This window comes from Gracilimonas sp. (assembly GCF_014762685.1).
In the GTDB taxonomy this organism is placed as follows: Bacteria; Bacteroidota; Rhodothermia; order Balneolales; family Balneolaceae; genus Gracilimonas.
Window position 1 is genome coordinate 169,013 of the sequence record NZ_JABURM010000006.1, and the last position, 13,887, is coordinate 182,899.

At 40.0% G+C, this 13,887-nt stretch carries 12 protein-coding genes; 2 read left to right on the top strand and 10 right to left on the bottom strand.

Going from position 1 to position 13,887, the window contains the following annotated elements; genetic code table 11:
- Positions 1–19 precede the first annotated feature (19 nt).
- From HUJ22_RS10255 to HUJ22_RS10270, 4 genes are all read right to left on the bottom strand, one after another.
- A complete protein-coding gene (locus HUJ22_RS10255) occupies positions 20–3,367 on the bottom strand; it encodes a carboxypeptidase regulatory-like domain-containing protein (RefSeq protein ID WP_290876931.1) in 3,348 nt (1,115 codons plus the stop codon).
- Positions 3,368–3,494: 127 nt separating this feature from the next.
- On the bottom strand, positions 3,495–4,178 hold the full coding sequence (locus HUJ22_RS10260; RefSeq protein WP_290876934.1) for a TIGR04283 family arsenosugar biosynthesis glycosyltransferase: 684 nt from the start codon (positions 4,176–4,178) through the stop codon (positions 3,495–3,497).
- Between the two features lie 121 nt (positions 4,179–4,299).
- Positions 4,300–5,346, bottom strand: a complete 1,047-nt coding sequence (gene arsS / locus HUJ22_RS10265) for an arsenosugar biosynthesis radical SAM (seleno)protein ArsS (protein ID WP_290876937.1) — start codon at positions 5,344–5,346, stop codon at positions 4,300–4,302.
- An 89-nt stretch (positions 5,347–5,435) separates the two neighbouring features.
- The gene (locus HUJ22_RS10270; RefSeq protein ID WP_290876940.1) at positions 5,436–5,771 is read right to left on the bottom strand and encodes an arsenosugar biosynthesis-associated peroxidase-like protein; all 336 of its coding nucleotides are present in this window, start codon (positions 5,769–5,771) and stop codon (positions 5,436–5,438) included.
- Between the two features lie 174 nt (positions 5,772–5,945).
- Here HUJ22_RS10270 and HUJ22_RS10275 point away from each other — a divergent pair, with 174 nt between their 5' ends.
- Complete coding sequence (locus HUJ22_RS10275) at positions 5,946–6,425, top strand: hypothetical protein (RefSeq protein WP_290876943.1); 480 nt, start codon at positions 5,946–5,948, stop codon at positions 6,423–6,425.
- A gap of 8 nt (positions 6,426–6,433) precedes the next feature.
- Here the strand turns inward: HUJ22_RS10275 and HUJ22_RS10280 are convergent, their stop codons facing one another.
- The 5 genes from HUJ22_RS10280 to HUJ22_RS10300 form a co-directional block, all read right to left on the bottom strand.
- Positions 6,434–7,234, bottom strand: a complete 801-nt coding sequence (locus tag HUJ22_RS10280) for an MBL fold metallo-hydrolase (protein ID WP_290876946.1) — start codon at positions 7,232–7,234, stop codon at positions 6,434–6,436.
- A 277-nt stretch (positions 7,235–7,511) separates the two neighbouring features.
- A complete protein-coding gene (locus HUJ22_RS10285) occupies positions 7,512–9,578 on the bottom strand; it encodes a DUF349 domain-containing protein (protein WP_290876949.1) in 2,067 nt (688 codons plus the stop codon).
- 256 nt (positions 9,579–9,834) lie between these two features.
- Positions 9,835–10,659: a mechanosensitive ion channel domain-containing protein gene (locus tag HUJ22_RS10290; protein WP_290876952.1), complete on the bottom strand. Its 825-nt coding sequence runs from the start codon at positions 10,657–10,659 to the stop codon at positions 9,835–9,837.
- A gap of 126 nt (positions 10,660–10,785) precedes the next feature.
- Complete coding sequence (locus HUJ22_RS10295) at positions 10,786–10,971, bottom strand: CsbD family protein (protein ID WP_290876955.1); 186 nt, start codon at positions 10,969–10,971, stop codon at positions 10,786–10,788.
- Positions 10,972–11,197: 226 nt separating this feature from the next.
- Positions 11,198–11,668, bottom strand: a complete 471-nt coding sequence (locus HUJ22_RS10300; RefSeq protein WP_290876958.1) for a Dps family protein — start codon at positions 11,666–11,668, stop codon at positions 11,198–11,200.
- 280 nt (positions 11,669–11,948) lie between these two features.
- Here HUJ22_RS10300 and HUJ22_RS10305 point away from each other — a divergent pair, with 280 nt between their 5' ends.
- The gene (locus HUJ22_RS10305) at positions 11,949–12,485 is read left to right on the top strand and encodes a transposase (protein ID WP_290876961.1); all 537 of its coding nucleotides are present in this window, start codon (positions 11,949–11,951) and stop codon (positions 12,483–12,485) included.
- A 70-nt stretch (positions 12,486–12,555) separates the two neighbouring features.
- Here the strand turns inward: HUJ22_RS10305 and HUJ22_RS10310 are convergent, their stop codons facing one another.
- A complete protein-coding gene (locus tag HUJ22_RS10310; RefSeq protein WP_290876964.1) occupies positions 12,556–13,647 on the bottom strand; it encodes a hypothetical protein in 1,092 nt (363 codons plus the stop codon).
- Positions 13,648–13,887: the final 240 nt, after the last annotated feature.

The window sequence follows — 13,887 nt, forward strand, 5'->3', positions numbered from 1 at the left end:
AAAAGAAAACAGCTCATTTTTAGAAACTATATCTCAATCCTATTTGAGCTAACCAACGAGAACTGTAAGTACCAGAGTCTTGTATATTGCGGTTATAGAGTTCTTCCTGGCTATTAACGCCATTAGGAATTATTACCGAATATACCGGAGTGAAGTCGCCATTTGAAGCATCTTGGAATTCTTCAAATCGAACTATGGATCTTGAGCCACCGATAGTATATCGTTTACCCCAGTTGGCACCAACAATTTCACCTAAAAGGTTTGTAAAGTTGAACACATCAAAAGTAAGTTCAACTTTTTGTTGTCTATTCATTACATCTGCAAAGATCTCTTGTTTCACTTTTAGGTCCAGAACAAACTCAAAAGGACCTCTTACTCCATTTCTCTCAGCATACTTCCCTCTTCTGCTATCTAAATAGTCACTACTGCTTATGAAAGCTTCAAGCTCTTCAGCTTGGGCTGCCTGTTCAGCCGGAGTTCCTACATAAGCTAGATCAGAAGCATTTTCAGGAATATACATTAAGGCAGTGTTACCACCATTCTCACCTAGCATGTCTTCACTACCCGCAATGGTGTAAGAAAATGGACGCCCAGAAGAAGCATCCATGAAAATAGAAACAGATGTCGCAAGATTATTAAAGAACTCTTTGCGATAATTTATATTGGCGATAATTCTATGACCTAAAGAAAAATCAGAACGTGACAGTCCCAAGTTATTTGCCCCATTGACATGCTCCATGCCATCCCAAATAGAATTTATTTGAGATGAAGTACCATCATTTATGGTGTAGGAGTCGCCATATGTATACGATAGACTGGTAAATAATCCGCTGTTAAATTCTTTGCTAAGAGTAGCAGAAATATCATAACTGTACCCTTCACTAGTATTACCAACTCGGTGAATGTTTTGATAACGATCATCAATTAATGTGGCTGATTGATCAATCACATTAGGGTCGAAGGTTTCAAAACCATGCGCATAAATTGGCCGGTTATCCGGTCCATCTAAAGTTTCATTTGCAGGTTTTAAGTTAATATTCGTCACCAAAATATTGTTGATATTTTTAGTGAATTGCGCTTCCAGAGTACCCGTAAAGCCATAAGATAGTTCACGATCTATACCGATACCAGTTCTGAATACCCTTGGATATTTAAAATTCTCTTCAAAAATCTCCAAACGCCCACTTGGAATAAGCTCATCCTCACTTCGCCCATAGTCAACAAGTGTCAAACCATTTTCCACATTCGGACGAAATTCATTCGGGCCGAACTCAGCTAAAATCCCGGTATTAGCTCCGTTATTCAAGTACATTCCACCCGGCCAGACGAATGGTACTCTTCCAAGAAATACTCCAGCTCCCCCCCTAATTTGGGTGGTCTTATCACCAGATAGATCCATATTGAAACCTAAACGTGGTGAAACATATAGTTGTGCTGACGGAGGCTCGCCCGGCGTTGCTCCATTCAAATCATGGAATTGTTTAAGGTCAGGTATAGTTGTTTCAAAAACATCCGGAGCAAATCGAGGTTCCGTCGTGATTCCTGGCACATCAAACCGAAGGCCTCCGGTGAGTCTGAAATTATTATTTACTTGCCATTCATCTTCAACATAAAAACCTATTTGGTAAGCATTAAATGCTCCGATATTTTCCGAATTATCCCCAACATTGCTGTTGTCTCCGACAAGTGAGAAACCTCTTAAAACAAATGACAAGGCAGGATCAATGTTTGGATCATTAACCGCTTGAACTGATTGCCTGAATTCGTCTACACCCGTTCCGTTGCCATCTTGGTCGGAAAAGAAATACCATCCATAGTTGAACGGAATAAACAGGTTCGATATATCATAAAACTCATTATGAGTACCAATGGTTAAAGTATGGTCTCCAAGAAATAAGCTAAAGTCATTCGTTATCGTAAAGATATCCTGCTCAAGTATGTTTGCAGTTGAAAAAGGTTCATTACCCAAAAATATATCACCATCTCCATCTTCAATATTTACTGTTGGAAAAGCCTGACCATTCACGCCACGATCATCTCGCACTCTAGTATAACCCAAGATAAACTTGTTAGCTTTGTTGTCGCCAAAAGTACTACTCAGTTCTAAAGCAGTTGAATTAGTGGTGCTGGGGAAAACTTCGTTACGACCTGAATAGTTAATATTAAAACTTGAGCTTCCAAATCCGTCAACATTAGTGGCTTTCACATAGCTGTGACGAGCCATAAGCTTATGGTTCTGGCTAATGTTCCAATTTAATTTGAATAGTGCCTGATCACTGTCTAATGTAGATTCAGCATCACCGAAAGACCCCGGATCATATCCCACCTCATCCACAAGAAATTGTCGCAGATCTTGTAATCCAGAAATTCCTGCCGTTCCTGAATAGTTCCCTGCAAAAGGCTGAGGAGTTTCTGATCTTAAAAATTCAAGGTTTGCAAAAAAGAATAATTTGTCCTCTACAATCGGACCACCTAATCTAAGACCAATTCTATTATTAGTGAAAGCAGGTAATCTTTCTCTTTCTCCTCCCTCAGCATCAATAATAGCAGAAGGGGTTTTACCTGCTAACCCTTCACTTCTTCTGAAATAATAAACAGAACCTTCAAAATTATTAGTACCACTTCGAGTAATAGCATTAATTGCACCTCCGGTAAATCCACCTTGAGTTACACTGTAAGGTGATAGGTTAATTTGAAATTGCTCAATTGCATCTAAACTTATGGGGGTAGTTCCTGTCTGCCCACCATTAGTTCCCTGAGCAGACAGCCCGAATACATCATTATTAACTGCCCCATCAATGAAAATTGAGTTATATCGATTATTTTGACCGGCAATAGAAATAGCAGGACCGTCATCATCATCGTTAGCAACATAAGCCTGAGGTATCAACCTGGTAAAATCAGCAAGATCTCTACCCACTGTTGGCGCATTATCAATATCTTGTTCTCTAACATTACTGCTAACCCCGGTTCGAGTTTGGTCAAAAACACCTCCTGCAACAATTTCGAGCTCACCTAATTCGGCAGCATCCTCAGCCAAAACGGCTTCAATTTCATACCTTTCTCCAAGTTCCAGATATATACCTTCCTCTATTCTTGGCTCGAAACCAACAAATGTAATTCGAACGGTATAAGGCCCGCCAACACGCATATTTCGGATTGTAAAATTACCCCTTTCGTTTGTTGCGGTCCCGTACTCTGAACCCGAAGGCTCGTGAGTAGCTAGTATAGTTGCTCCGGGTAAAACTTCTCCGTTAGTATCAACTACCGTACCTGTTATGGTTGAGGTGGTAACACCCTGCCCATAAGACAAAAGCGGCAATAACACTAAAGACATAAATAATGTAACCGTATATAAAGATCTCATAGATTTATCTGTTTTTGTTAGAAATAAGGCGCTAAGAATAAAAAATTTTATGTTACGTAACAGTTAAATAACTATGCTTTTTCTATTTAAACTTGAAAGTAACTGATTTGAAATAACACTCTTCATATCATTTCAAATTTTCTTTATAAAAGTGCATAATTACATATTGGTTTACCCTTAAATAATAAAGAAAAACTACCAACACAAATATCAGCTGTAATCTGAAAACCCCTATATTCTCATATTTTCTTGCTGATGTAAATACCGGCTTGGAGATGATAGAAAATTGTGCGTGAGCTTTGAGCCGGCTTACGATCTCCTGGTCTTCCATCACCATCAAAGCTTCATCAAACCCATTAATTTGCTCGAAAAGAGTCTTTTTTACAAACAGGCTTTGATCTCCAAAGCGGAAAAAATCGATATCGAAGCGAGTAAACCACGAATAAAATTTCAATACCGGTTGATTGCTGTCAAACCGTAAACGAAAGCACCCGCAATCATATCCCGAGTCAACTGCGTTCCTGATATCTGTAATAAAAGTTGGTGGTGGAGTAGTGTCAGCGTGCAAAAAATACAGCCATTCTCCCTTGGCATTTTTAGCTCCATAGTTCATTTGTCTTGCCCGGCCTTTTTGAGGTGAAGTAACTGTAACAGCCCCCTTTTTTTGAGCCAATTCAACCGTGTTATCTGTGCTTCCTCCGTCAACTACAATAATCTCTGCCTCTTCTTTGCGGCAGTGCTTATACAGATAGGCAATTAAATCCCCAATTTTTTTCTCTTCGTTGTAAGCAGGAATAATAATGCTGATCATTTTTTGTTTTTTTTTTGATGGCTTGTGGTCAGCTGATATTTAATACTTCGGTCGCATGCAATACGCCCTTACTGATTCTTGGCTATCTTCACTTCAAAATTCAAAATTTCTTGTTTGATATTCAAGTAGTAGCTCCTCCACAGCTGCTTCCTGCGCCGGCTGTGCAACCATAACAATGCTGATTTACAAGGATTTCTCTATTGTTCAGAGAATCCGAATCAAACTCTTTGATATGCTGCACACTGTCTTTATGTGTCTCTATATCCAGCATTTGGTTGAAATCACAATCAAATAAACGCCCGTCCCAACCAACCGAAATGGTGTTTCGGCACATCACCCCGGTTGCTGCTGTAGGATTGAATGACTTAATGAGTTTTTCCATGTATTCTTCAAGATTTCCGGACATCAGCAAGAAATTCAGAAAACGGCTGATCGGCAGATTTGTGATGGTGTAAAGATCATTGAATTCAATATTATGTTTACGGCGAAGCTCTTTCTTAAACTCTTGTTTGATCTCCTCCTGATCTCCCGGAAGAAATGCTCCCACGGGATTGTAAACAAGATTAAGCAACAAACCTGAATCTTCTTTCCCATATCCCAATTCATTCAGTTTTTTCAATGCGATAATGGATTTATCATAAGTACCCTTACCACGCTGCCGGTCGGTTCTTGACTTACTGTAAAATGGCAGTGAACAAGTAACTTCTACTCCGTGCTTTTTAAAGAATTCCGGCAGATCACCAAATTTATTGGTAGTAAGAATGGTGAGGTTAGAACGTACTATCACATGCTTCCCAAGTGCTGAGGCTTCCTCCACAAACCATCTGAAATGCGGATTCATCTCAGGGGCACCCCCGGTTAAGTCAACAATGTCGATGTCAGTACCTTTAAGAGCATCAAGGCAGTATTGAAAAGTTTCCTTTGTCATGATCTCTTTCCGGTCCGGCCCTGCATCAACATGACAGTGTTTACAGGTCATATTACACATGTAGCCCACATTCATTTGAAAAATTTCAATTCCTGTTGGCTTCAGGGGGAACAGGTCAATCTCCTCTAATTTCTCCTCGAACTTAGTCAGAGATTTAATCTTGTCGTTGTGGGAATTAATAATTTCAATTTGGACTTCAGGATCGGATAATGAGTGCGCTTTCGCTTGTAAACTTTTCATAATAACCTGCTAAATACTGCTTTATACTTATACACTTTAATTAATAAACTATTTTCCTGGAACAACAGTATATCTGCCTAATTATATGATTACATGGAAAGGTCTTTTACTTTATTCATCATCTGCACACTGTGCACAAGGGATGAGCCGCTGCGAATAGCTGCCGAAACATGAACCGCCTCCATCATTTGCTCTTCACTTGCTCCGGTTTCAAGGCTTTCGGTGGTATAGGCATCAATACAATATGGACATTGAACAGTATGGGAAACTGCCAGTGCAATCAATGCCTTTTCCCTTTTGGTTAGTGCTCCTTCTTCAAAAACCTCCCCATAATATTCAAAAAATTTAGTTCCAAGTTTTTCACCGAATTCAGTAATGTCGCCAAACTTTTTTAAGTCTTCTGTTTTATAATATGATTTATCCATTTCATCCGATTTTTATTAATAGTAAACGATTTTATTAGATGGTATACTCTACAATAATCTTACATATTTCATTCTAACTTTATTTTAAGAACCCACTATTTTTAAATGATTGGAACAAATTTTACCCTTTTTGCATTAAATGAGTAAATAACCACAACTAAAGAGTTATTAATTATGAAATTTACCAAGATACTACCAATGTTAATTATTTTGGTCGGGCTTTTGTTTATGACCCCCGACACAGCAAAAGCCCAGGCTAATGGGCAGGGCGGAAATTTTGGGTTGGGGATTATGCTGGGTGAACCTACAGGTATTTCAATTAAATCATGGAACACCTCCCGGTCTGCTTTCGACTTAGGCGCAGCCTGGTCATTTGGTCGGAATGATGCGCTTCATATCCATGGAGACTACTTGTTACATTCCTGGTTAACCGGTATTGAAGAAGGAGACCTTGCCTTTTACTATGGAGTTGGTGCCCGTTTGGTACTTAGTGATCCTGATGCAAGAGCGGGAATCAGGGTTCCTATAGGCCTAAACTACATCATACCTAATTCACAAGTCGATTTATTCGTGGAAGCCGTACCTATTCTAAATTTTACACCAAGCACCGACTTTGACGGTAACGGAGCTTTGGGTATCAGGTATTATTTCTAAAGAATAGATTATTCAGCAATAACCTTATTGACTTTTATGCGGGGCAGGCTTATCACCTGCCCTTCTTTAGCCAAATTCAGGCTTTCAAAACTTGAATCAGCCTGATCCATTATTTCATTTTCGATCATAGCAAGCTTATCATCGTCATTATCAGGGTCGTGATGTATAAGGCATAGCCTTTTTACCTTTTCTTCTTTCGCTATTTCCACAACATCTTCCCAGGCAGAATGCCCCCAGCCTACCCTTGTAGCGTATTGTTCGCTTGTGAACTGAGCATCATGAATTAAAAGATCTGCCCCATGTATAAAAGCCCTGAAATCTTCCTGAAATTGAGTTGTTTCTTTACCTTTGTCACGCATCAGTTCATTATCAGGAGAAAATATAATGGTCTTATCATCTATCTTAATTTTGTAAATAGCAGTAGGGACAGTATGAGTAGCCCACATATATTCAATAGAGTAGTCCTCAAAAAGCTTTTTCCCCGGTTGAAAAGTTTCACAATTTAAATCCGCTTCCAGCATGTCCATAGATACCGGGAAAAAAGTATTCGACATGTGGCCTGACAGAATTTCCTTGCAACCAATTTCGCCTTGGGGCGGCAAATAAATTCTAAACCAGCAATCTTTATTATAGAAAGGCTTAAAAAACGGGAATCCTTGCAAATGGTCCCAATGCGGATGGGTAATAAAAATACGTCCTTTATGAACAGTCCCGGAATTCAGCAGGTCATTTCCCAGATTTCTGAATCCCGTTCCACAGTCAAAAATAAGGAGTTCATCATTTCCTGAAATTTCAATTTGGACACACATCGTATTACCCCCATAGTACATATTTTCACTATTGGCGCAAGGAGTGGAGCCTCTAACCCCCCAAAACTTTATGTCTATCGAGTTTCCCAAATTTTTTTATATCTGCATAAATTTATTAACTAACCTTTTCAGGAAAAATAATACCCAAATATAGCTATAATTATCCCGGCCTATTATTAGTTTTAACTAAGATTTGCCCTCCTTTTAACTGAACCCTTATCCAAATATGAGGAGCACATGAAGTGTAAAAAAATATTAATTAAAAAAAAGAGCGAATTTACTCCTCCTCATCATTACTGTCTCCGCTTCTTTTCAGCTGGTCAATTTCTTTTTTAAGCTCCTGAATTCTGTCCTGTTTTTCTTCAATGGCTTTATCTGCTTTATCAATTTTTTCCTGAAGCTCATCCAAGAGTTTGTTTCCGCGATTGGTTGGCTTGAAGTACGTTTTCGCTTCTTCCCACTGAATCACATCACTTTCGAGACTGGAAACCTCTTTCTTTAGCTTATTACGTTCTTTCTGATACTTAATAATATCTTTTCGGGTGTCCGGGTCAATACCCTGATTAGCCAGTTTTTTCTCCATGCCTAAGTCAGAGCCCAAAGAACGGTAGCGATCATAAATCACATCGCAAGCTTCACGATACTGCTTCCAGATTTTATTCTTCATTTTTATAGGCACATAACCGACATCCTTAAACTCCTGCTGCAGTTTTTTGGCCTCCTGAACCGCTAATGCCGGATCGTCGTGCTTTCCTAACTCTTCCAGTTTTTCCAGAATTGCTTCTTTCCTGGCAAGATTTTCTTTTTGATCCTTTCGTTCACCTTTAAATGCCTCTCTGCGGCGGTCATAGAATTCATCCATCGCGCCTTTAAATTGCTTCCAGATTTTGGAAGATTTTTTACGCGGAACCGGGCCTATTTTCTTCCATTGGTTCATCAGGTTTTGCATCGTTTGATGACCTTTTTCAAAATCATCGGTGTCTTTTTCTTCTTTGGCCTTCTCGATCAGCTCATATTTCTTTTCAAGATTTTTTTCTTCTTGCTCCCGAAGCAGGTCAATATTTTCAGATTTTATTTCATTGAATTTATCTGTAGCCGCTTTGAAAAGATCCCACATCTCATTTTCATCTTTCTGAGGGAGATTTCCGGCTTTTTTCCATGCCCTGTGAAGTTTATTCACCTTACGCGCAGCTTTTGCAATATTTTCCTGATCTACCAGCGCTTCCGCTTCTTTAATCAGTTTTTTCTTTTTCTCGAGCGCTTTCTCAATAACCTTCCGGTATTCTTTATCAAACTTAAAGCGTATTTCGTTGAAAGTATCCTGTACCTTATTAAAACGGTCCCAAAGTGGCTGATTTTTATCCGATGGTACCCGACCTACCTTTCTCCACTGTGAGATCAACTTATTGAAATCGTTTTCCAGCTCCTCGAAGTTCGGATCTTTTTCTTCCAGCTTCTTAACAAGCCCATCCATTTTATCAAGCAGAAGCAATTTGAGCTCTAAGTTTTCTTCTTCTTGCTGAAGTTTTTTAACGAGCCGGTCTACCTTGTGATCTTCAAACTCATCCATCAATTCTTTGAATTGCTTATCCAGGGATTCAGCTTCCCCTTGTGGCAACAGCTTAATGGACTCCCACTGGTTTTTAATTTTACCTACTTCTTTGGTAGCCGTCCAGTTCTCCTCACTTACAATAGCAGAAAGTGATTTCAGCAGCTCTTTTTTCCTGGCAAGATTTTCTTCTTTCTTTCGGTTCTGCTCTTCGTAATGTTTCTTTTTCTTCTCCTCAAAATTTTCCCGCAGTTCCTGAAATTCTTCAATCAGTTGCTTTGCCTTATCACTGGCTGATTCCGGTCCCTCAGCTACATTCTGAGCCAGATTTGCTAATTCTGTAGTCACAAAAGCCCAATCAGTTTGAACTACCAACTCCTTGGCCCGGTCCACAATATCAGAGTAGAATGTTTCCGGATCCTCTTCTTCTGCTTCTTCCCCGGCATTTTCTTCCTCAGAGCTTGCTTTTACTTCCTCATTTTCTTCAGCAACTTCATTCTCTGCTGAGACTTCGGTTTGCTCCGTCTCCTCTTTTTCATTCTCAGACGGAGTTTCTTCTGCAACCGTTTCTGAATCTTCTGTCGTGGTTTCTGCTTCTTTTTCCGGCTCTTGGTCAACTACTTCATCTTCATCAGCCGACTCTTCGACAGACTCAGGCTCTTTATCAGAAGCCTCTTCTTCAGTTGAAGCAGACTCAGCTGCCTCAGTATCAACCTCTTCAGATGTGGTTTTAAGTTCTTCTTCCGTAGTTTCTTGTTCTTCAGTATCGATATTTTTTTGCTCCAGGTTCTCCACAGTAACCTTCCTTTCCTCGTAGTTCTTTATGATTAACGGCTCGAAGCCTTCTTTTATAGATTAGTTAAGATAATATATCTCCCCAATCTTTGGCAATCGAAAGCAAAAGAATAGCAAAACGTTTTAGATCAATTAGATAAGTGTGCGCTTCCGGCTGATAAAGCTGAGTCCATAGTATAAATTTGGCCGTTTAGCAGGGTGAAAAATTTAAAAGCTGTCAATTTTTTTGATAAAACTGACGGCTGAAAGCTAAACATCAATCCGATTCATCCTGGATGTAGTGAACATCTCGTTGCGGAAATGGGATTTCTATTCCTTCTTTGTCCAATTCCTCTTTTATCTTTTCAAGATTATCCCAGAAGTAGCCCCAGTAATCTTCTGTTTTTGTCCAGGCCCGAGCGGATAAGTCCAGAGAACTGTCTCCCAGATTTGTGAGCACTACAATGGGTTCCGGATCTGCTTGAGTGCGTTCGTCACCGTTAAGTACCCGAAGTATAATCTCACGAGCCTTTTTCATATCAGAGGTATATCCGATTCCTACCGGAAATACCGCCCGTCGGGTTTCTTTAGCCGAGTAATTGATAACCGGTGAATTCGCCAATTGCCCATTGGGAATTACAATCACCTGATTGTCAGGAGTGTTTAAAACCGTATGCAGGATATCGATTCGTTCTACCGTTCCTGACTCACTTCCCCGCTCAATAAAATCACCTACTTTAAACGGCTTGAAAAATAGAATGAGCACACCGCCTGCAAAATTTGCAAGGCTTCCCTGAAGCGCTAAACCCACAGCCAAACCGGCAGCACCCAATACGGCAATGAAGGAGGTCATTTCAATACCCAGCATTCCGAGGGCAGAAATGTAAACCATCACTTTCAGTAAAATGGAAACCAGGCTTTTCAAAAAGCTCTTCAGGGCCGTGTCCACATTACTTTTATCCAGCCCCTTGCCTACTCCTTTTACAATAAACTTCACGATCCAAAGGCCAATGACCAACGTTGCTATAGCGGCTAGCAACTTTGGGCCGAAGGTGGTCACAATCCCCATTAATTCATCCGGACTTATGCTAAAATCTTCCATGTACCTGTATCTCCAACTGGTTAGTTCAGTTTCTGTTTAATTAATATCACTTATATTCAATTGATTTACCACCCATAAAAAAAAGGAAGGGCAATACCCTTCCTTTTGCATTTTATGCTTAATAAATCAAAGTTCGGCTATTTCTTTTTTGATCTCGTCTTTGGTCTTGCCGATTTTTTTCTGAAGCCGGCCAAGCAACTCATCTTCTTTACCTTCGGTGAAGGCAAGATCATCATCTGTCAACTCTGAATATTTTTGTTTGAGTTTCCCTTTCGTCTCGTTCCATGTTCCTTTAAGGGTTAAATCATTCATAATGTCTCTCTTTTTTTTGTGATTAATAAAAAATCAATGTCTTCGCGAGGAGCATCAATGCCTGCATTCGGTCTTTCTTGTCTTTCGACGGCGCGATCTCCATGGACTACTTGAAATCTTGATTTCGGGAGATTGCTTCGTCTTTAAGCTTCCCAATCTTACATTAGGCTTTGTGAATTCCTCGCAATGACGATCCCTTTCTTATATTTTTGTTCAATATTTCTTTTTAGTCTTCCAGGTGGCTTCTGAGCATCCATGCGGTTTTACTGTGAAGGGTAAGCCGCTCGGTCAGTAAATCAATGGTTGCTTCATCATCAGCTGCTTTGGCAGGCTCCAAAGCCTCCCGGGCAGTGCGAATGACTTGCTCATTGGCCGTTGCCAGGCGTTTTACCATATCCATGGCTTTGGGCTGATCGGTATCTTCTTCGATTGATGTGATTTCGTTAAACTCTTTGAAGGTACCCGGTGCCCTGAACCCTATGGCACGGATGCGTTCTGCGATTTCATCCACTGCTTCAGCTAATTCAGTGTATTGTTCCTCAAATTGTTCATGCAGCTGGTGAAACAACTCACCGGTCACATTCCAGTGATAGTTGTGCGTTTTCAGATACAGCAAGTAAGAGTCTGCCAATACTTTTGACAACCCTTCTGCGATCTTCTCTCGGTGTTCTTCAGAAATTCCAATGTTAACTTCCATTGTTGATACTCCGTTTAATGTTGCGATATTCATCTCAATTAAACCTTTCTTTGTGAATATTCTATTAATTAAACAAAAGTAAGCGGCTACGGTTCCATCCTCTAAGTAATTATTTAAAAGGATTTATAATGAGCGTGATCGAGAGTATTTATCAATTAGAAAGGAAGTATAAACTCGTTCCCAACCTCCCGGTTGGGAATGCCATAACGGACCTCCCGGTCCGTAGCTAAAAAAATTTGTAAGGAATCTCATTCCCATCGCTCTAACAAAGAAAAAGACCATGGGACGAACTCGCTACAAGTTTTACGAAAAACACTATCCGTACTTTATCACAAGTACAATATTGGAGGAACTTCCAATACTGTCTAAGCCTCAAATTGCTCAAATCGTACTCGACCAATTAGTTTATCTACAGCAAAGAAGAGAAGTAACGCTCTATGCATATATACTTATGGGAAACCACTTCCACGCTATTGTTCAGGGAGAAGAACTGGCAAAGAAATTACGATTGGGGAAATCATACACTGCCCGGCAAATTCTGGATGTACTGAAGCAAAACGGGCATACCCACTGGCTTGAGAAACTCAAATGGAATAAACGCTCTCATAAAATCGGAAGAACATTTCAGGTTTGGCAAGAAGGCCTGCATCCAAAACAACTTACCAATATGAAAATGGTCAATCAGAAAATTGAATATATCCATGTTAATCCTGTTAGGGCCGGCTTTGTGAAGGAACCGGCTCATTGGAGATATTCATCTGCTTGTGATTATTTGGGGGTACAGGGCTTGATTCCCGTTACAGTGTTTGGTGGATGATTTGGTTCTTTGGGACCGGGAGGTCCCGATGAGCATTCCCAACCGGGAGGTTGGGAACGAGGAATAAAATCTATTTATCGAAAATAAACGAATATACACCTTTATTGGTACCCAAGTACAAGACCTCCTCACCTGCCTCCATCACCGAAACCATATCATTTACACGAATCCCAGTCGGGCTTTCGGGGTGATCAATTGTTTGCCAGGTATCCCCAAAATCGCCACTGGCTAAAAAGAATAGGCGGCCCTCCGAATTTCTGCCACTTGCATAGACAATTTCTGAATTGGCTGCACTGTGGGTAAAACAATGGATACCGACCTCATGATTAACAGTTTTCCAATTCTTCCCCATATCTGTTGATTTTTTAATCTTGAAAGCCTCAGGAACACTTCCACTAAGTCCTGTTAATATAATATTACTATTATTTGGATAGCTGATTACATCATAGGCAACTGCTTCTATATCATCACTTAGCCCAGCACTTACATCTGTCCATGTGCTTCCCCTATCTGTGGTATTATACAAGTTTGCCTGAGAAAGAGCACTTACTCCACCAACCCAAACGTTGTCCTGATGAAATGGATCTAAGTAGAAAAGCACTGCTGCTCCTCCCCAGCTTCCCCAATTTCCTGAGATCAATTCCCATTTGTTCCCTTTATCATCAGAACGGGCAACCGCATTACCAGCTCTCACCCAAACCGTGCCTGATGTATTTTGTCTTTTTAGAGGCCCCTTGCTTATAAAAGTATATTCTCCCGTTTCCCCGCCAAAATTATTCATAAACGGATCCCAATTTGTTGCCCCATGTCCAAGTCGAAATAAAGTTGTATCACCTGATGAAAAACCGGATGCCTTTGTTCCAACAAGGAATACTCCATCATTAAATTTTACCACGCCAATAACTTGCTCATCACTTAACCCTAAACTGTAAAATTCTTTCGCATATTCATCCCACTGTAACAACCCTGAATCAGTGCCAAAGAGTATTCCTTCTTCATCTTCTTTTATTACATTAATTTCCGCATGCTGAAGCCCCTCCTGATTCCAGCTTCCTTTTAAAAGAAAGTCATCGGTATTTGGCCCAGTAGTACAGCTGATTACTACAAACGTAGCATGCATAAAAATTAACAGTACGCACGTTTTTAATAATCTATTTCTCATACTCATAACTGTAACATTTTTGAATGAATTTCCTCTTGCGAATATAACTATCGGTTTTTCTGGCAGTTAAATTATAATCAAAAAAGGAGAAAATATGTTTATGTCAAGATTCAAACATCTATTTATTGGTGTTATCATCTCGTTGGTGATAACAAGTTGCAACGACCAAAATTTGGTTCAAAATACCCCCCCCCTCTACTGATAATCAAGGTATATCTGTTCAAACAACCCAAAAAATTA

Bases quoted from the DNA above. Each gene is read 5' to 3' on its own strand.
- HUJ22_RS10300 (WP_290876958.1), bottom strand. From the start codon at position 11,668: ATGGAAGTTAACATTGGAATTTCTGAAGAACACCGAGAGAAGATCGCA.
- HUJ22_RS10255 (WP_290876931.1), bottom strand. From the start codon at position 3,367: ATGAGATCTTTATATACGGTTACATTATTTATGTCTTTAGTGTTATTG.
- HUJ22_RS10270 (WP_290876940.1), bottom strand. From the start codon at position 5,771: ATGGATAAATCATATTATAAAACAGAAGACTTAAAAAAGTTTGGCGAC.
- HUJ22_RS10295 (WP_290876955.1), bottom strand. From the start codon at position 10,971: ATGAATGATTTAACCCTTAAAGGAACATGGAACGAGACGAAAGGGAAA.
- HUJ22_RS10290 (WP_290876952.1), bottom strand. From the start codon at position 10,659: ATGGAAGATTTTAGCATAAGTCCGGATGAATTAATGGGGATTGTGACC.
- HUJ22_RS10260 (WP_290876934.1), bottom strand. From the start codon at position 4,178: ATGATCAGCATTATTATTCCTGCTTACAACGAAGAGAAAAAAATTGGG.
- arsS (WP_290876937.1), bottom strand. From the start codon at position 5,346: ATGAAAAGTTTACAAGCGAAAGCGCACTCATTATCCGATCCTGAAGTC.
- HUJ22_RS10310 (WP_290876964.1), bottom strand. From the start codon at position 13,647: ATGAGAAATAGATTATTAAAAACGTGCGTACTGTTAATTTTTATGCAT.
- HUJ22_RS10280 (WP_290876946.1), bottom strand. From the start codon at position 7,234: ATGTGTGTCCAAATTGAAATTTCAGGAAATGATGAACTCCTTATTTTT.
- HUJ22_RS10275 (WP_290876943.1), top strand. From the start codon at position 5,946: ATGAAATTTACCAAGATACTACCAATGTTAATTATTTTGGTCGGGCTT.
- HUJ22_RS10305 (WP_290876961.1), top strand. From the start codon at position 11,949: ATGGGACGAACTCGCTACAAGTTTTACGAAAAACACTATCCGTACTTT.